The following is a 17,577-nucleotide window of genomic DNA, read 5'->3' as shown; positions in this document are numbered from 1 at the left end:
ATGGCGGTTAAAGCGAAAACAACCAAGGCGAAAGTAGAATTTCCACCGTTCGAATACCCAGCAGGTTACCAGTTTGTGGCGGGCGTTGACGAAGTGGGCCGTGGCCCATTAGTGGGGGATGTCGTCACTGCGGCGGTTATCCTAGACCCGAACAATCCGATTGCAGGGCTCAACGATTCGAAAAAACTGAGTGAAAAAAAACGCTTAGCCTTGTTTCCTGAGATCAAAGAGAAAGCACTCGCTTGGGCGGTGGGCCGTTGTACGCCGGAAGAAATTGACCAGCTCAATATCTTGCAAGCCACTATGGTGGCGATGCAGCGTGCGGTTGCTGGCTTAGCCGTGACGCCCGATTTGGTGCTGATTGACGGCAACCGCTGTCCTTCTCTTGCCATGGATAGCCAGGCCGTCGTCAAAGGCGATTTGCGTGTCGCTGAAATCAGCGCCGCATCGATCATCGCCAAAGTGGTACGCGACCAAGAAATGGAGGCGCTCGATAAGCTTCATCCTGAATTTGGTTTCGCCCAACACAAGGGCTATCCAACCGCTGCCCATTTTGCGGCCATCGAGCAGCACGGCGTGATTGCACAGCATCGAAAAAGTTTTGCCCCCGTTAGAAAAGCGCTCGAAAAGAAGCAGTGAAGAGGGCTGCTGGGTGGTAAACTCGCGCTCCGATAGTAGAATTAACCTGAAAATTAGTACAAACGGTATCGATTGATGTCAGATCCCAAATTTATCCATCTTCGCATTCACAGTGACTTTTCGATGGTGGACGGTATTAACAAAGTGCCGCCTTTGGTGAAGAAAGTAGCGGAACTTGGTATGCCAGCCATGGCGCTCACCGATTTCACCAACCTCTGCGGTTTGGTGAAATTCTATGGAGCTGCACATGGTAACGGCGTCAAACCGATCATTGGCGCAGATTTCAAAATGCAGTCCGACGAATTTGGCGAAGAGTTGACCTGCCTCACTGTGTTGGCGACCGATAACATAGGCTACAACAATCTTACCTTATTGATCTCAAAGGCCTATTTACGCGGCCACGTGCAGCATCAACCCGTGATTGACAAAGCTTGGCTAGCGGAGCTTTCGACTGGATTGATTGTGCTGTCTGGGGCGCGTAATGGCGAAATTGGTAAAGCGCTGCTCAAAGGCAACAGTGCCTTAGTCGACAGTTGCGTGGCGTTTTATCAGCAGCATTTTCCGGATCGCTTTTATCTAGAGCTAGTGCGCACCGGACGTAGCGACGAAGAAACGTATCTACATTTTGCGGTTGAACTGGCAGAACAAACCGATCTGCCCGTGGTTGCCACCAACGAAGTGGTGTTTATCAGCGAAGATCTGTTTGATGCGCACGAAATTCGTGTGGCCATTCACGATGGCTACACGTTAGAGGACCCGCGTCGTCCGAAAAATTACAGTCCGCAGCAATACTTGCGCAGCGAAGAAGAGATGTGCGAGCTGTTTGCTGATATCCCAGAAGCGTTGGAGAACAGCGTCGAAATCGCGAAACGCTGCAACGTGACCGTTCGCCTCGGTGAATATTTCCTACCCGCTTTCCCAACCGATGGCATGGCGGAAACCGACTACTTAGTGATGAAGTCCCGCGAAGGATTGGAAGAGCGTTTAGAGTTCCTGTTCCCCGATCCAGAAGTGCGCGCCCAGCGCCGACCTGAGTATGACGAACGTCTGCAAGTCGAGCTGGACGTGATCAACCAAATGGGTTTTCCCGGCTACTTCTTGATCGTGATGGAGTTCATCCAGTGGTCAAAAGACAATGCGATTCCCGTCGGTCCTGGTCGTGGTTCGGGTGCCGGCTCTTTGGTCGCTTACGCGCTGAAAATCACCGATCTGGATCCGCTTGAATACGATCTGCTGTTTGAACGTTTCCTCAACCCAGAGCGGGTATCCATGCCCGATTTCGACGTCGACTTTTGTATGGATAAGCGCGATCAAGTCATTGATCACGTTGCCGAAATGTATGGCCGTGATGCGGTATCGCAGATCATCACCTTCGGTACTATGGCGGCAAAGGCGGTAATCCGTGACGTTGGTCGTGTTCTTGGTCATCCATTTGGTTTCGTCGATCGTATTTCAAAACTGGTGCCGCCCGATCCGGGCATGACGCTAGAAAAAGCATTTAAAGCCGAACCAGCGCTGCCTGAGCTGTATGAAGCCGATGAGGAAGTGAAAGAACTCATCGACATGTGCCGCATTTTGGAAGGTTGTACGCGTAACGCCGGTAAACACGCCGGTGGTGTGGTCATTTCTCCGACCACAATTACCGACTTTGCGCCGATCTATGCGGATGCGGAAGGGCACTTCCCCGTTACTCAGTTTGATAAGAACGACGTCGAAACGGCGGGGCTGGTTAAGTTTGACTTCTTGGGGCTGCGAACTCTCACCATTATTGACTGGGCGTTAGGGTTGATTAACCCGCGCTTGGAGAAAGAAGGCAAACCGCCCGTCCGAATTGAATCCATCCCTCTGGAAGATCCGGCGTCGTTTCGCTTATTGCAAAACTCAGAGACCACCGCTGTATTCCAGCTCGAATCGCGCGGGATGAAAGAGCTGATCAAGCGACTTCAGCCCGACTGTTTTGAAGACATCATCGCATTGGTGGCCTTGTTTCGTCCGGGGCCGTTGCAATCGGGCATGGTGGATAACTTTATCGACCGTAAACATGGCCGAGAAGCGATCTCTTACCCAGATGAAAAGTGGCAACACGAATCACTAAAAGAGATCCTCGACCCGACGTACGGCATCATTCTCTACCAAGAGCAGGTTATGCAAATCGCTCAGGTCTTATCGGGTTATACCCTAGGCGGTGCAGACATGCTACGCCGGGCGATGGGTAAGAAAAAGCCGGAAGAGATGGCCAAGCAGCGTGCCACTTTTGAAGCTGGTGCGGTGAAAAACGGTGTTGACGGCGAGTTGGCGATGAAAATCTTTGACTTGGTGGAAAAGTTCGCCGGGTATGGATTTAACAAATCGCACTCAGCCGCCTATGCGCTGGTTTCTTACCAAACCTTGTGGTTGAAAACCCACTATCCTGCCGAATTCATGGCCGCGGTAATGACGGCCGATATGGATAACACCGAAAAAGTAGTAGGCTTGGTCGACGAATGTTTCCGCATGAAACTGACCGTCTTGCCGCCAGACATCAACTCAGGGCTCTACCGCTTCAACGTGGATGAAAACGGTGCGATTGTTTACGGCATCGGGGCCATCAAAGGGGTGGGTGAAGGACCGATTGACGCTATCTTAGAAGCGCGCAATAAAGGTGGTCACTTTAAAGATCTATTTGATTTCTGCGCGCGTATTGACCTTAAAAAAGTTAACAAGCGGGTGATTGAAAAGCTGATTTACGCAGGTGCGCTAGACAGGCTAGGCCCGCATCGCGCGGCGATGATGGCCTCGCTGGATGACGCGGTCAAAGCGGCGAGCCAGTACCACCAAGCGGAGGCGTTTGGTCAGGCGGACATGTTTGGCGTGTTGACGGATGCGCCTGAAGAGGTCGAACACAAGTACATTCAGGTTGAACCTTGGCCGGAAAAAGTGTGGCTGGAAGGCGAACGTGAAACGTTAGGCCTTTATCTGACTGGGCATCCGGTGAATGCTTATCTGTCGGAACTTAATAAGTACACCAGTTGTCGATTAAAAGACGCGACGCCGACTCGGCGCGATCAATCGTTGACTTTAGCCGGGCTGGTGATCGCCGCGCGAGTGATGACCACCAAGCGCGGTACGCGCATCGGTATCATGACCTTAGATGATCGCAGTGGTCGCATGGAAGTGATGTTGTTCTCAGATGCACTTGAACGGTATGCAGAACTGCTGGAAAAAGATAGAATTCTGGTGGTTTCCGGACAGGTCAGCTTTGATGACTTCAATGGTGGCCTTAAAATGACGGCTCGCGAAGTCATGGACCTCGGTTCGGCGCGGGAAAAATACGCCCGAGGCGTGTCCGTTTCTGTCACTGCATCACAGATTGATGACCAGTTTTTTGCGCGCTTTAGTCGGATCTTAGAGCCACATAAAGCCGGAACGGTTCCTGTCAATGTATACTACCAGCGTGCCGACGCCAGAGCGCGGTTAACATTGGGCACGGAATGGCGAGTAACGCCTAGTGATACATTACTTGATGACTTAAAGATGTTACTTGGTAAAGACCAGGTAGAACTCGAATTTAACTAAATTTGGCGTAATATGCCGAATCAACAAGGATTCATAGATGAGCCTGAACTTTCTAGAATTTGAAAAGCCGATTGCTGAACTAGAAGCAAAAATCCAAGCCCTGCGTGATGTCTCGCGTCACGGAGGCGACTCAGCCATTGACCTTGGTAAAGAGATTGAGCAGCTTGAGAAGAAAAGCTTAGAGCTGAAAAAGAAAACCTTCGCCGATTTAGGGGCTTGGGAAACAGCACAATTGGCACGTCATCCACTGCGTCCCTATACGCTGGATTACGTTAAGCACGTTTTTGAAGAGTTTGACGAGTTGGCGGGCGACCGTGCTTACGCTGATGACAAAGCTATCGTGGCGGGTATGGCACGCCTAGAAGGTCGCCCGGTGATGATCATCGGTCATCAAAAAGGTCGTGAAACCAAAGAGAAAGTGAAACGTAACTTTGGTATGCCAAAACCAGAAGGCTATCGTAAAGCGCTGCGTTTAATGAAAATGGCAGAACGCTTCAATATGCCAATCATCACCTTTATCGATACCGCAGGGGCTTACCCAGGTGTTGGTGCTGAAGAGCGCGGTCAATCAGAAGCGATTGCCACCAACCTTAAAGAGATGGCAGGCCTAACGGTTCCGGTTATTTGTAACGTGGTGGGTGAAGGTGGCTCTGGCGGCGCGCTGGCGATTGGTGTCGGTGACTATGTCAACATGCTGCAATACTCAACTTATTCGGTTATTTCACCAGAAGGCTGTGCGTCGATTTTGTGGCGCGATTCTGATAAAGCGCCACAAGCTGCTGAAGCGATGGGCCTAACTGCGCCACGTTTGAAAGAACTTGAACTGATTGATGAGATCATCGAGGAACCTCTGGGCGGTGCGCATCGCGATCACGTGCAGATGGCCGCGAACATGAAAGCTACTTTGCTTCGCCAGTTGGCTGAACTTGAGCAGTTTGATAAAGACGTGTTGCTAGAGCGTCGTTACGCGCGTCTGATGAACTACGGTTACTGCTAATTTAACCACTATCTTATACAATCAAGGGCTGAACATTCTCGTTCAGCCCTTTTTATTTTTGTCCACGAGAAGAATGCATGGAGTCTATCTATCACCGTTTCACAAACGTCATTGCAGATCATTTGCTGCCAGCCTCGCGCCTAGTTGTCGCTTTTAGTGGTGGTGTCGACTCAAGGATCTTGCTTGAGTGCGCTGCACGTTTCGCTTTCGAGCAGCAAAGGCAATGTGTTGTGGTGCATGTCCATCATGGTTTAAGCGACAATGCCGACCTGTGGAGCCAGCGCTGTGTCGAATGGTGTCAGGAGAAACAGCTCTCGTGTGTGGTGGAGAAAGTGCAACTTGAACTGATGGTAGGCGACAGCGTAGAAGAGCGAGCCAGACAGGCGCGTTATCAGGCGCTCGCTAAGCATCTTGAGCCGGGCGACCTGCTTCTTACGGGGCAGCATGCCGATGATCAAGTCGAAACCTTTCTCCTTGCCCTCAAGCGCGGCAGCGGTCCGAAAGGGCTTTCAGCGATGGCCCAATGTACGCCGTTTGCGCAAGGATTTCTGCTCCGCCCCTTGCTGTCGGTCGCACGCTCGGAGATTGAGCTTGCCGCTAGGCAGCTGAGTTTAGAATGGGTCGAAGACGAAAGTAACCTAGATACGCGCTACGATCGCAATTTTCTGCGCCAAGAGGTGCTGCCGAAAATTACGCAGCGTTGGCCCGGTTTCTCTGGCGCAGTGCAGCGCAGCGCGCATCTGTGTGCCGAGCAAGAAAGTTTGTTAGATGAGCTTTTATCGCCCGTTTTAGAGAGCGCTTTACAAGCGGATCACAGCCTAGCGTTAGCGGTGCTTTGCCAACAAAGCGAGCAAGCGCGACTTCGTTTGTTGCGTATGTGGTTGGCTTCGCTCGGTCAGCCGATGCCAAGCCGTCACAACTTGCAGATTCTCTGGCAGCAAGTTGCGCTTGCTAAGGCCGATGCCAATCCGATCTTGCAGCTCGGGCAAGGACAGGTGCGCCGATTCAATCAGCGTCTCTATTTTGTGGCGCAGAGTCGCGATATCAGCCAGTGGCGCGCTGAGATTAAACTGAGCCAATCCTTGGCTTTGCCAGATCATCTTGGCGTTTTAACCTTAGAGTCTACTCCCGGCGAAGGCCGCTTGGCACTTCCTCCTGCTGGCGAAAAGCTCTATGTGACTTTTGATCCGGAGGGATTAAGCGCCCATCCAGCAGAGCGTGGACATCGGCGCAAAATGAAGAAACTGTTTCAAGAATACCAAGTGCCGAGCTGGCTACGACGCCGCACGCCGATACTTATGTGTGCGGATAAAGTGGTTGCGGTTGCCGGGTTGTTTGTTGACCGTGAATTTATTGGTCAGGATTGTGAGCTCTTTTGGCGCAAGTAATCCAAATTCATGTAAAAATCGCAAGGATATAAGTTTTGGGCGCCGTCTGGTTAGATCGTCGGTGGTATTGCCCATAAACCTTGACCAATACAGATAAAAAGGAAAAGCAATGAAGAAAGTCGCAATCGGTCTGGCTCTTGGATTGGGCCTGATGAGTGGAAGTGTAATGGCAGGTGATATCGCTGCAGGGCAAGCTAAATCGGCCATTTGCGCGGCGTGTCATGGCGCGGATGGGATAGCGGTGATTCCAGGGTACCCGCACCTGAAAGGTCAGAATGAGCAGTATCTGGTCTCGTCGATTAAAGCCTACAAAAACAAAGAGCGTACAGGTGGTTTGGCCGTGGTCATGCAAGCGCAGGCTGCGATGCTCAGTGATGCCGATATTGCTAACGTTGCCGCTTACTACGCCAGCTTGAAGTAGTGATTGCAAAAACCAATACTCATCGCCAGAGCTTATGCTCTGGCTTTGTTATTAAGCCAAAGGAAACGTGGTTTTCTGATTGAATGTTGCTGATTGCTCATGAATAATAAGCAAATCAATGAAAGTTTAAGGGATGAACATGAAAAAGATTGAAGCGATTATCAAGCCATTTAAGCTCGATGATGTCCGTGAAGCGTTGGCGGAAGTTGGCATTACTGGTATGACGGTGTCTGAAGTTAAAGGTTTTGGTCGTCAGAAAGGCCACACTGAGCTTTATCGCGGCGCAGAGTACATGGTGGACTTTTTGCCGAAGGTGAAGCTGGAAATCGTGGTGAATGAGGACGTCGCGGATAAATGCGTCGAGACCATTATTGAAACCGCGCAAACGGGCAAGATCGGCGATGGTAAGATTTTCGTCACTAACGTCGAGCGGGTAGTACGTATCCGTACTGGCGAAGAAGACGAAGACGCAATCTGATTCAAAGCAACATAAGGAGCCGTCTGGCTCCTTTTCTTTTTGTCCAACACTAAGCTGCGTGATTGCAATGAAAAAACGTTCCCTGCTCCTGTATCCTACTTTTTTGGTTGTTGCGGGCTATTTTGCCTTTCACACTATCTTCACCATTCCCGAACAGCCAGAGATGGTCACCATCGCTGATGGGGCAATTAATTTGCAATTAGATTGTCTGCAAAGCCACAGCAGGCAGAGTATTGACCAGCAGGGTGAACTGACACTGTTGGTGTGGAATATTTACAAACAAAACCGCCGCAATTGGAACACAGCATTGAGCGAGTACGCTGATGGGGCGCAACTGGTACTACTGCAGGAAGCGAGCTTAGATGATCCCCTCAAACGTTGGCTCGCTTCTGAAGGTTGGCATGCACAACAAGTGAATGCGTTTAAGGCGTTTAACAAAAGTGCGGGGGTTTTGACTTTAGCCAAGCACAAACCGGTTTTAGCGTGCGGTTACACCCAGTTAGAACCTTGGTTACGTCTTCCCAAATCGGCACTCTATTCCGAATACCCACTCTCCAATGGCAGCACGCTGGCGGTGGCCAATATTCATGCGGTGAATTTTACCTTGGGCGTGCAAGCCTACCAGCAGCAAATTGATGCCTTAGTTAACGCGCTGACCAAGCATCAAGGCCCAGTGATTCTGGCGGGCGATTTTAATAGCTGGAATGAGGAGCGCTGGAGCACATTGCAGGATATCGTTGAGAAATTAGCGCTGCAAGAAGTGGTCTTTCAGCCTGATTTACGCACCCGTTTTATCACTGGCCGAGTGTTGGACCATGTTTTCTATCGAGGACTCACGCTAGAGAAAGCGAAAGCGCCCAAAACGGACGCTTCCGATCATAATCCTTTATTGGTGAGCTTTAAAATATCAGCACAGACAGCGCCCAAATAAAGTAATAACCCAGCCAAGGTAGGGCAGAGATCACCAGAGCTTGCCCGCGTTCAAACTCGGTCCAGGTCAGCACGGCCGCATAACCCAGCACAATGTACCAGGGCAGAAGCAAAGGCAATCCGCCCGCAAACGATGACCATTCGCTGGTCAGTGGTAATTTGATCAAACCATTTAAGCTGTTTAAGTCAGCCGCGTAGCTGACTACTTGGCCATGTTTGAGTAGCAAACTGGCGTAACTGGCGAGATCGCCAATCAAGGCAGGAAAGGTAATGACAGAGGCTGCGGCAAACCACTTCCAAAAACCATGCTGATGTTGACTCGGTTTGGTGGCTAAAGTGAACCAAAAAGCTAAGAACAAAATTGTCAGCGTTCGACTAAGAATGTCACTGATGATCTCACTGGCCATCAACGTATTGGGATCGTCGAGGAATTTTATCTGTTCTGGATTGATCTGCTCAAATTGTGGCGAAAGTACCGAAGTCAACCATTGAAAATCCACGTTAGAGAAATAAGCCCCCCAAAATAGAAAAGGGCTAAGAATCAGCAGAACATAGGGCAGCCATCCCCAAGCGCCTCGTTGATAGAGTGCTAAAAAGCACGCTGTCGGCGAGCGGAAGATGTCAAAGAGCATGACAAAAGGGTTACTGGATGGATTCATACACTTACCTTAGTAACATCAACATAAAGTTTAAGTTTTTGACCTGGTTTCAGGTATTTTTGATTTTGCAGAGCATTCCATTTAACAATATCGGTGCTCTTTACTTTGAATCGGCTGGCGATCGCGCTGATGGTGTCACCAGCCCGAACTTGATAAAAAACCGTGCGGATCACCGCGCCTTCACTGCTGTCTTTCCAGATCACCAGCTCTTGCCCAACGCGCAGTGTGTCTCTTGGCCCCATTCCGTTCCATTTCGCCAAGGCTTGATGGGAGACTTTGTTTGCTTTGGCAATGCTCCACAAGCTATCCCCATTTTGCACCACATGAGTCAGCTTGTACTTACCACGCGCCGTGGCTTGGGTTTTCGCCAAGCGGTTTTGCGCTGAGAGAGTGTAAGCGCTGACGTCTTTGGTTGACGTTGGGATCATCAAGTACTGACCGACGCGAATGGTATTGCCAGTTAACGTATTCGCGGTGCGAATCACGTCGCTGGTGGTGTTGTATTTACTTGCCAGCTCGCTCAGAGTATCGCCTGAGCGCACTTTATAACGCACCAATTTCAATCCTTTACCGCGATTTTCTTCCACCTTGGCGAGAAAGTGCTCACTTTTGTCGATGGGAATCAGCAGTTGAAACGGACCATCAGGGGCGGTTGACCACTGATTGTAGGCTGGGTTGTAACTCTGTAACTCTTTGACTGGCATGCCCGCGTATTGCGCAGCAATCGCCAGATCGAGCTGTTCTCCCGGATCGACCAATTGCAGCACTGGCTGATTGGCGATGGGCGGAATTTCTATACCATACTTCTCTTGATTGGCGACAATGTCAGCCAATGCGAGTAGTTTCGGCACATAGCCACTGGTCTCTTTAGGCAGATCGAGCGAGAAAAAATCGGTTGGCTTACCCAGCTTGAGATTTTTACGAATCGCACTGGAGACTCGACCGCCACCGCTGTTGTAAGCCGCGATCGCATGATTCCAGTTGCCATCAAAACGATTGTTGAGGTAAGTGAGGTAGTCCAATGCGGCGTCGGTTGCCGCCGCGACATCACGTCGGCCGTCATACCAGAAGTTTTGCTCAAGGCCATACATCTCTGCGGTGCCGGGCACAAACTGCCACAAGCCAGCCGCGCTGCCATGCGAGTAGGCGAAAGCGTCAAACGAGCTTTCCACCACGGGCAGAAGGGCCAGCTCCAGCGGCAGTCCACGCTGCTCAATTTTCTCAGTGATGAGGTAAAGGAATGGTTTGGCACGCTCTGAGACGGTTTTGAGATGATTTGGATGATTGAGATACCAAGTTCGATAGTAATCGACTTTTTTATGCTGCGGTACTTCCAGCGTCAGTTGCATGGCGATGCGCTGCCAGATATCTGCTTGGGTTTGCGGTGTGACAATCGGTTGCTCGACCTGAGTGTCGTTTTTCACCTTGCCGCTTTGGCCGGGAGGATTGTCCGTTGCCACGGAAGTGTGTTGCTCCGCATCCGGGCTATTGGTTTCAGGTGTTGAACTGATATTGCTATCTGGCTGCGTGATCTGACAGCCCGCCAATAAGAGTGCCAACACCCAACTGTACTTTAAACGCATGGGTCCAGCCTGTTAACTTTTGGGCTGCTGATAATACTTGCCTCCTTAGTCAGGAGACAAGCAGCAAAAGGTTAAAATTCGTTCTTCCACTCACGCAAAGCAGTAAAAATCGAAACTGGATCGCTATTTTGTGCCCGGCTCGCGACGGAATTGATCACGCTGGGCTGCTGATAGCGCAAAAATGGGTTGACCATTTTTTCGCGTTTTAGCGTTGTAGGCAGGGTGGGCGCGTTTTGTGCTCGCAGACGATTGACTTCATCACGATACTGCTGCAACTCAAGATTATCTGGCTCCACGGCTAAGGCAAAGGCCAGATTGCTGGCGGTGTATTCATGCGCGCAATAGATTTTCGTCTCATCAGGCAGAGCTTGCAGCTTGCTAAGAGAGTCAAACATTTGCTGTGGCGTGCCTTCAAAAATGCGCCCGCAGCCAGCCGAGAACAGCACGTCACCGCAAAACAGTTTGCCATCGCCGACATAACCAATGTGGCCGAGGGTATGACCGGGCAAGGTGATGACGTGGAAGCGCTCACCAAACAATTCGATCTGATCGCCCTCATCCACGGGGTGAGTCAGGGTTGGGATCGGCTCATGCTGCGGCCCGACGACATTCACGTTGGGATAGGCTCTGACGAGGTCGGGCACGCCGCCAATGTGATCATTGTGATGGTGGGTAATAAGGATGGCCTCTAACGTGAAGCCGTGTTGCTTGAGGTAGTGAAGCACTGGAGTGGCGTCGCCCGGATCGACCACAGCACACCCAAGTTCACTATTGTGAATCAGCCAGATGTAATTGTCGTTAAATGCGGGTATGCTTTTGATCTCTAACATGATTGATTCTCCGCTCGCTCTAATATAGGTCAGGTGGTTAATGAAGCCAGCATTAAGCAGTAAAAAACTCCCGCATCCATATACTTGGGACGGAATGAACAACGGACAATGGGTCCGTGAGTCGATTCAGACCCGGCTTGATGAGTGGTGTCCGAAGCTGTTCGGCTACCATCTGCTGAAATTGGGCGGCTTGAGCTGCGAATTAACCAGCGCAGTATGTAACATTCAACACCAAGTTAATCTCGATATCCAGAACCCATTGCATAATGTGATTGCAGATGGTTACGAATTGCCCTTTTTAGAGAAAAGCTTCGATGTGGTTATCTTGGCTCATCAACTCGATTACGCCAATGATCCGCACCGTTTGTTGCGAGAAGTTGACCGCGTGATGATGGATGATGGCTATCTGATTATCAGCGGCTTTAACCCGCTCAGCTTGACTGGCATCGCCAGTTTAATGCCATGGCGCCGCCGCACTCTGCCCTGGAGCGGACGCATGTTCACCCCCAACCGGATTAAAGACTGGCTCAGTGTGCTCAACTACCAAGTGGTCCATTGTGATCGTTATGCGCTGTTTCCTATGAAAAAATACCAAACGATGTGGACTTGGCTGGAAAACGGTTTAGGTGATTGGGCCAACCCGGCAGGCAGCCTCTACTTTATTGTGGCAAGAAAACGCACCTATCCGCTCAAGCCAATTAAACCCCATTGGCAGTTGAAACGTCGTTTGTCGCCGCTTGGGGTAATGAATCGTGAACAGGACGCCTTACGAGAACGTCATCCGCCGGCGAGTTCGTCTTAAGGTTGATAGCCAGTATCGTCTTCGGTAGGATTTTCGGCGGCGCTACGGGCGAGCTCGTCACACATCTCATTTTCTCTATGGCCCGCGTGACCTTTCACCCAATGCCACTCTACTTGGTGGCGCTGGGTCTCTTTATCGAGCGCTTGCCAAAGATCGGCGTTTTTGACCGGCTTTTTGTCAGCGGTTTTCCAGCCGCGTTTTTTCCAGTTGTGGATCCATTGGGTAATGCCTTGGCGAACATATTGGCTGTCTGTAGTGAGAATCACATGGCATGGCTCTTTCAGTGCTTGCAGAGCGACAATCGATGCCATCATCTCCATGCGGTTGTTGGTGGTGAGGTGAAAACCCTTTGCTAAGGTTTTTTCCGTCTGTTTGTAGCGTAAAACCACACCATAACCGCCTGGGCCCGGGTTGCCGAGACACGAGCCATCTGTGAAAATCTCAACTTGTTTAGTCATGTTTTGATACTATTAGCGAAAGCATTTTTTAAAGCAGAATTCTGCATAGTCTGACACACATATCATTATGAATACCAGTAACAATTCTGATCACCACCGTATCGTTGTGCTCGATACGGAAACCACAGGTATGAACCGAGAAGGTGGCCCGCACTATCTCGGGCATCGGATTATCGAGATCGGTGCGGTTGAGATCATCAACCGCAAACTGACCGGTAAGCACTTTCATGTCTACCTAAAACCGGACCGAGAAATTCAGCCAGAAGCGATTGAAGTGCATGGTATTACCGATGAGTTTTTGCTCGATAAACCGGAATATCGTCAGGTGCACGAGGAGTTTTTGCAGTTTATTCAAGGCGCAGAGCTCGTTGCCCACAACGCCCCCTTCGACGTTGGCTTCATGGACTATGAATTTGGCCTGTTGAATGCGGCGATAGGTAAAACCACCGATTTCTGCCAAGTGACCGATACGCTGGCGATGGCGAAGAAGATCTTCCCCGGCAAGCGCAACAACCTCGACGTGCTTTGTGAGCGCTATGGTATCGATAACTCGCATCGTACATTGCACGGCGCTTTGCTCGATGCGGAGATCCTCGCTGACGTCTATCTGTTGATGACGGGTGGGCAAACCAGTCTGGAATTTAACGCTAATAAACAAGAAGGTGGCGTTGAAGGGATTCGCCGCATTGAAGGGCGAAAATCCCTTAAGGTTTTACGCGCAACGGCCGATGAACTAGATGCGCATCAAAGCCGATTAGATATCGTAGAAAAAAGCGGAACTTGCCTCTGGCGTCAATAGGAGAATCTATGTTGAGGACATTATCAGTCGTTGTCATGTTTTTATTCAGTTGTGTGAGTCAGGCGGCGACAGAATCGACCATGTCCTTACTGGATAACCGTTTTCGTGTTGACCCGACTATCGACCAGATCACTTTTCTTATCTATCGTGAAAATCCGTCTCAGCCCGTGGTGTTGGTTCGCCCCGATGGGCGCAAATATTACGCGTGGAAAACCTACGACAACGTGCGTTGGTATCAAGAGCCCGCGATGGATATCGTTTCGATTGAGAATCCGATGCCCGGGCCGTGGCAAGCGGTGGGCAAAGTAACGCCGAAGAACAATATCCGCTTAATTTCCCATCTCACTTTAAGCACGGATCCGTTCCCTAATCGGCTCTATCGTGGTGAAGTGATTAAGTTTACCGCCCGTTTAGCATCAGATGGACAGCCTTTGGTGCTGCGTGATTTTCTCGACCGGGTGAACTTGCGTGTCACCTTGACTAAATACGTTGAAAATGAACAGGAATTGGTGAAAGAAGCGCGCCCGGTGCCAGTGGTACTCGGCGATTTTAGCGATGATGGGCAAGGTTTGGATGAAAGGCCCGGTGATGGCGTGTTTACCGTGCGATTGCCGATTGAAGTGGAACCGGGTAAGTACCGCGCACGAATCACCTCGGGCAATGGGGTGTTTTTGCGCGCTAAAGAGCAAAATGTGCTGGTTTATCCGAGCCCGGTGTCGACGACTTTTATTCAATCTCGCCGTGAAGGACAGCCGCACCGCTTTGTTGTCTCGGGTGAGCAGGGAATGGTCGCGCCGGGATCTCTTGCGGTGCATATTGAGCAAACTGCGCCGGATTCTTTTGTTAATTATGTACAAGGTCAGGCGCAGAAAGAGGCGCTGAAAGCGGAGATGAGCTTAGACAGCACCCATCAAATCGGCATTTACTCTTGGAAAGGTGACGTGTACGCCACCGATGCGGCTACTCAGCGCCCGCTTGTCTTTCCTATTGCAGAGCAAACCTTTAGCGTGGTTAAGGAAGTCGATATTGAAGCGGCTCGTAAAGCCAAAGAGGCGGAACTCGCCGAGCAGCGCCGTATTGAAGGAGAGCAACGCATGTTGGCGCAACGCGCAGAAGATCGTAAACAAGGTTTAATTATGATCGCGGTGGGTAACTTGGTGGTGATTATTCTTGGTCTGATCGGTTGGTTTGTCTGGAGCAAGATCCGCGCGAAGCGCCAAGCGATTCCAGAAATGCAGTTGGAAGTACCGAAGAAATAGTGGGTTTGAAACAAAGAAACAGTGGGTTGGAAACTTGCGACAAAGGCTTTAAACCCTCTTGTCAGAGAAGGGACTGAGCATACGATCTAACAAAAAAAGCGGGAGCCGATGGCTCCCGCTTGGTTTTTATGCAGTGAAGGTTAAGCGACGTTATCCATCACTTTACTTGCTTGGCTCGCGGCAAGATGCTCGGGAGCAAAGTCATCCACGTTGATGGTGTAGAGGCGATGTTGCTCGGCTTCTTTAAGTAGCTCGGCATCTTCGACACTGATGATCTTACGTTCCAGACCAATTTGTGCCACTTCATCCAAACGCATGAACGGGCGACGCTCACCGATCTCTTTGCACACTTTGTCAAATACCGGCTCCGCTTGCAAAATCACAGACAGTGCCAGCTCAATCTTACCAGCTGCGTTGTGCTCAGTCGGTTGCAGGTATTGATTGCGACCAATACGGCTGCGCGTTGCACATGGTGTTTGCAGAATGCGCGCCACTTGGCTGTCAATTTTGTCGCTTGGCGCTTTACGTACACGACCAAATGGCATGATCAACACGCGTAATGCTTTGCCAATCACCTTGTTCGGGAAGTTCGCCAAGAACTCATCGATGGCCACTTCGGCCTGTTTTAAGCTGTCTTGCAGACCCCAATGAACCAGCGCCAGATCTTCGGCTGGGCGACCATCTTGCTCAAAGCGTTTTAGCGTTGCTGAGCTTAAGTAAAGCTGGCTTAGGATATCGCCCAAACGCGCAGATAAGCGCTCACGACGTTTCAGTGAACCACCGAGAACCGCCATCGAGATATCTGAGAGCAGCGCCATGTTGGCACTGTAACGGTTCAACTGCTGGTAGTAACGCTTGGTCACATCTTTGGTTGGCGTGCTAGAGCCGTAGCCGTCGGTTAAACCAAACCAAATACTGCGCACTAGGTTACTCATGGTAAAGCTCACGTGACCAGCCAGCGCTGCGTCAAATTGCTCAACCGCATCCGATTTATCCGAATAGGCGGCTTCCATTTCTTGCAGAACATAAGGATGGCAGCGAATCGCCCCTTGACCATAAATGATCATCGAACGAGTCAGGATGTTCGCCCCTTCCACGGTCACTGCAATCGGTGCGCCTTGGTAGCCACGAGCCAAGAAGTTGGATGGGCCTAAGCAGATGCCTTTACCACCGACGATGTCCATCGCATCAATAATGCTGCGCTGACCACGATGGGTACAGTGGTACTTGACGATGGCCGAGATCACCGACGGTTTCTCACCCAGATCAATACCTGCCACGGTTAAGTTGCTCGCTGCGTCCATCACGTAGGCGTTACCGCCAAGACGTGCCAGTGCCTCTTCAACCCCTTCTAATTGACCAATCGGTTGTTTGAACTGACGGCGAATGCGAGAGTAGGCCCCCGTCGCCAGCGCCGCGGATTTGATGCCGCCTGTTGAGTTCGATGGCAAGGTGATACCACGGCCAACCGACAGACACTCAACCAGCATACGCCAGCCTTGGCCAGCCATTTTTTGTCCGCCAATGATGAAATCAATTGGCACAAAAATGTCTTTACCGCGGGTAGGGCCATTTTGGAACGGCACGTTGAGTGGGAAGTGGCGATTGCCAATTTCCACGCCTTTGATGTGCGTTGGGATCAAGGCACAGGTAATACCGAGATCTTCTTTATCGCCTAGCAGGCCCTCTGGGTCGCGCAGCTTAAACGCCAAACCGAGTACTGTCGCCACTGGCGCGAGGGTAATGTAGCGTTTGTTCCAAGTCAGGCGCATCCCAAGGACTTCTTTGCCTTCCCATTTGCCTTTGCAAACTACGCCATAATCTGGGATTGAGCCCGCGTCTGAGCCCGCTTCTGGACTTGTCAGAGCAAAACAGGGGATCTCTTTACCTTCCGCTAAGCGCGGCAGGTAGTAGTTCTTCTGCTCTTCTGTCCCGTAATGTTGCAGCAGTTCACCTGGGCCAAGAGAGTTTGGTACGCCGACGGTTGAAGAAAGAACGCCGGAAACGCCAGTCAGTTTTTGTAACACCAATGACTGCGCATAAGCAGAAAACTCCAGACCACCGTATTTCTTCTTGATGATCATGGCGAAGAATTTGTGATCTTTCAGGTATTGCCATACTTCCGGTGGTAAATCTGCCAGCTCGTGGGTCACTTGGTAATCGCTGACCATCGCACACACTTCGTTGACAGGGCCGTCAAGAAACGCTTGTTCTTCAGCCGACAGTTTCGGCGCAGGAATGGCGTGTAATTTTTCCCATTCTGGCTTGCCTTTGAACAGCTCCGCTTCCCACCAAACTGTACCGGCATCGAGCGCTTCTTTTTCGGTTTGCGACATCGCAGGCAATACCTGCTTGAACAGCTTCAGTGCCTTAGCACTGATGAGCGACTGACGCAGTGAGGGCACAGCAAGTGCAGCCAAAAGCAGAAAATAGCACAGCCAACCAACCGAACTGGCGTAGTCAGCAACGGTGAGCGCCAGCATAGTTAAGGTCAGCAGAGTAACGGATTTGGTTAGAGACAGACGGTGATAGAGCGTAAAGCCAAGCACCGCGGTCATCGCCAGTATAGAGAGCAAGATGTCCATATGTGTGTTCCTTATCAGACTGTTTGATTTATGGTACGTCTGTGGGTTGGTAAGAGGTCGAACCAGTTGGCTTAAGTGTAATCAAATTATTAAAGAAATGTAAAACCAAATTCTGAGCAAAAAGTGATCTTAGTAGAGCTAAAATTCTAAATTTGAGATTCCAATGGTGATTTCGACATCAGATCGCCTCAAAG

Annotated in this window: 15 protein-coding genes; 10 read left to right on the top strand and 5 right to left on the bottom strand. The window is 50.6% G+C overall.

What is annotated here, in order from left to right; all coding sequences use genetic code 11:
- From rnhB to EA26_RS16745, 7 genes are all read left to right on the top strand, one after another.
- A complete protein-coding gene (gene rnhB / locus EA26_RS16775; protein WP_039430275.1) occupies nucleotides 1-639 on the top strand; it encodes a ribonuclease HII in 639 nt (212 codons plus the stop codon).
- 75 nt (nucleotides 640-714) lie between these two features.
- Nucleotides 715-4,194: a DNA polymerase III subunit alpha gene (gene dnaE / locus EA26_RS16770; RefSeq protein WP_039430273.1), complete on the top strand. Its 3,480-nt coding sequence runs from the start codon at nucleotides 715-717 to the stop codon at nucleotides 4,192-4,194.
- Nucleotides 4,195-4,231: 37 nt separating this feature from the next.
- Nucleotides 4,232-5,191, top strand: coding sequence for an acetyl-CoA carboxylase carboxyl transferase subunit alpha (accA, locus tag EA26_RS16765; RefSeq protein WP_039430271.1), 960 nt, complete (start codon nucleotides 4,232-4,234; stop codon nucleotides 5,189-5,191).
- A gap of 77 nt (nucleotides 5,192-5,268) precedes the next feature.
- Nucleotides 5,269-6,579: a tRNA lysidine(34) synthetase TilS gene (tilS, locus tag EA26_RS16760; protein ID WP_039430270.1), complete on the top strand. Its 1,311-nt coding sequence runs from the start codon at nucleotides 5,269-5,271 to the stop codon at nucleotides 6,577-6,579.
- A 109-nt stretch (nucleotides 6,580-6,688) separates the two neighbouring features.
- The gene (locus tag EA26_RS16755; protein WP_039430268.1) at nucleotides 6,689-7,000 is read left to right on the top strand and encodes a c-type cytochrome; all 312 of its coding nucleotides are present in this window, start codon (nucleotides 6,689-6,691) and stop codon (nucleotides 6,998-7,000) included.
- Between the two features lie 139 nt (nucleotides 7,001-7,139).
- Nucleotides 7,140-7,478 carry a nitrogen regulatory protein P-II gene (gene glnB, locus EA26_RS16750; protein ID WP_039431618.1) on the top strand — a complete coding sequence of 113 codons (339 nt, stop codon included), beginning with the start codon at nucleotides 7,140-7,142 and terminating at the stop codon, nucleotides 7,476-7,478.
- A 67-nt stretch (nucleotides 7,479-7,545) separates the two neighbouring features.
- Nucleotides 7,546-8,409, top strand: coding sequence for an endonuclease/exonuclease/phosphatase family protein (locus tag EA26_RS16745; protein WP_039430267.1), 864 nt, complete (start codon nucleotides 7,546-7,548; stop codon nucleotides 8,407-8,409).
- Here EA26_RS16745 and EA26_RS16740 read toward each other — a convergent pair.
- The 3 genes from EA26_RS16740 to gloB form a co-directional block, all read right to left on the bottom strand.
- Nucleotides 8,378-9,067 carry a YIP1 family protein gene (locus EA26_RS16740; RefSeq protein ID WP_039430265.1) on the bottom strand — a complete coding sequence of 230 codons (690 nt, stop codon included), beginning with the start codon at nucleotides 9,065-9,067 and terminating at the stop codon, nucleotides 8,378-8,380. The two genes, EA26_RS16745 and EA26_RS16740, sit on opposite strands and share 32 nt — an antisense overlap.
- Entirely contained in the window at nucleotides 9,064-10,650 is a 1,587-nt protein-coding gene (locus EA26_RS16735; RefSeq protein WP_039430263.1) for a LysM peptidoglycan-binding domain-containing protein, read from the bottom strand. The genes EA26_RS16740 and EA26_RS16735 overlap by 4 nt, the downstream gene beginning before the upstream one ends.
- A 71-nt stretch (nucleotides 10,651-10,721) precedes the next feature.
- A complete protein-coding gene (gene gloB / locus EA26_RS16730; RefSeq protein WP_039430261.1) occupies nucleotides 10,722-11,480 on the bottom strand; it encodes a hydroxyacylglutathione hydrolase in 759 nt (252 codons plus the stop codon).
- Between the two features lie 40 nt (nucleotides 11,481-11,520).
- On the opposite strand from gloB, the gene EA26_RS16725 reads away from it, so the two are divergent.
- Nucleotides 11,521-12,282: a class I SAM-dependent methyltransferase gene (locus EA26_RS16725; RefSeq protein WP_039430259.1), complete on the top strand. Its 762-nt coding sequence runs from the start codon at nucleotides 11,521-11,523 to the stop codon at nucleotides 12,280-12,282.
- On the opposite strand, the gene rnhA is transcribed toward EA26_RS16725, so the two are convergent.
- Nucleotides 12,279-12,740: a ribonuclease HI gene (rnhA, locus tag EA26_RS16720; RefSeq protein WP_039430257.1), complete on the bottom strand. Its 462-nt coding sequence runs from the start codon at nucleotides 12,738-12,740 to the stop codon at nucleotides 12,279-12,281. The two genes, EA26_RS16725 and rnhA, sit on opposite strands and share 4 nt — an antisense overlap.
- A gap of 67 nt (nucleotides 12,741-12,807) precedes the next feature.
- On the opposite strand from rnhA, the gene dnaQ reads away from it, so the two are divergent.
- Together dnaQ and EA26_RS16710 are read left to right on the top strand one after the other, a co-directional pair.
- Nucleotides 12,808-13,539, top strand: a complete 732-nt coding sequence (gene dnaQ, locus EA26_RS16715) for a DNA polymerase III subunit epsilon (protein WP_039430256.1) — start codon at nucleotides 12,808-12,810, stop codon at nucleotides 13,537-13,539.
- A gap of 8 nt (nucleotides 13,540-13,547) precedes the next feature.
- Nucleotides 13,548-14,798, top strand: a complete 1,251-nt coding sequence (locus EA26_RS16710) for a TIGR03503 family protein (RefSeq protein ID WP_039430254.1) — start codon at nucleotides 13,548-13,550, stop codon at nucleotides 14,796-14,798.
- A gap of 140 nt (nucleotides 14,799-14,938) precedes the next feature.
- Here the strand turns inward: EA26_RS16710 and fadE are convergent, their stop codons facing one another.
- Nucleotides 14,939-17,383: an acyl-CoA dehydrogenase FadE gene (gene fadE / locus EA26_RS16705; RefSeq protein ID WP_039430252.1), complete on the bottom strand. Its 2,445-nt coding sequence runs from the start codon at nucleotides 17,381-17,383 to the stop codon at nucleotides 14,939-14,941.
- Nucleotides 17,384-17,577 lie beyond the last annotated feature (194 nt).

It is taken from the genome of Vibrio navarrensis, assembly GCF_000764325.1.
GTDB lineage: Bacteria > Pseudomonadota > Gammaproteobacteria > Enterobacterales > Vibrionaceae > Vibrio > Vibrio navarrensis.
Note: the sequence above shows the minus strand (reverse complement) of the source record. Positions and strands in the feature narration are given on the sequence as shown.

What these genes read in the sequence shown, in the direction of transcription:
- EA26_RS16745 (WP_039430267.1), top strand. Translation starts at nt 7,546, where the DNA reads ATGAAAAAACGTTCCCTGCTCCTGTATCCTACTTTTTTGGTTGTTGCG.
- rnhB (WP_039430275.1), top strand. Translation starts at nt 1, where the DNA reads ATGGCGGTTAAAGCGAAAACAACCAAGGCGAAAGTAGAATTTCCACCG.
- EA26_RS16735 (WP_039430263.1), bottom strand. Translation starts at nt 10,650, where the DNA reads ATGCGTTTAAAGTACAGTTGGGTGTTGGCACTCTTATTGGCGGGCTGT.
- dnaQ (WP_039430256.1), top strand. Translation starts at nt 12,808, where the DNA reads ATGAATACCAGTAACAATTCTGATCACCACCGTATCGTTGTGCTCGAT.
- gloB (WP_039430261.1), bottom strand. Translation starts at nt 11,480, where the DNA reads ATGTTAGAGATCAAAAGCATACCCGCATTTAACGACAATTACATCTGG.
- glnB (WP_039431618.1), top strand. Translation starts at nt 7,140, where the DNA reads ATGAAAAAGATTGAAGCGATTATCAAGCCATTTAAGCTCGATGATGTC.
- EA26_RS16725 (WP_039430259.1), top strand. Translation starts at nt 11,521, where the DNA reads ATGAAGCCAGCATTAAGCAGTAAAAAACTCCCGCATCCATATACTTGG.
- rnhA (WP_039430257.1), bottom strand. Translation starts at nt 12,740, where the DNA reads ATGACTAAACAAGTTGAGATTTTCACAGATGGCTCGTGTCTCGGCAAC.
- EA26_RS16755 (WP_039430268.1), top strand. Translation starts at nt 6,689, where the DNA reads ATGAAGAAAGTCGCAATCGGTCTGGCTCTTGGATTGGGCCTGATGAGT.
- tilS (WP_039430270.1), top strand. Translation starts at nt 5,269, where the DNA reads ATGGAGTCTATCTATCACCGTTTCACAAACGTCATTGCAGATCATTTG.
- accA (WP_039430271.1), top strand. Translation starts at nt 4,232, where the DNA reads ATGAGCCTGAACTTTCTAGAATTTGAAAAGCCGATTGCTGAACTAGAA.
- dnaE (WP_039430273.1), top strand. Translation starts at nt 715, where the DNA reads ATGTCAGATCCCAAATTTATCCATCTTCGCATTCACAGTGACTTTTCG.
- EA26_RS16740 (WP_039430265.1), bottom strand. Translation starts at nt 9,067, where the DNA reads ATGAATCCATCCAGTAACCCTTTTGTCATGCTCTTTGACATCTTCCGC.
- EA26_RS16710 (WP_039430254.1), top strand. Translation starts at nt 13,548, where the DNA reads ATGTTGAGGACATTATCAGTCGTTGTCATGTTTTTATTCAGTTGTGTG.
- fadE (WP_039430252.1), bottom strand. Translation starts at nt 17,383, where the DNA reads ATGGACATCTTGCTCTCTATACTGGCGATGACCGCGGTGCTTGGCTTT.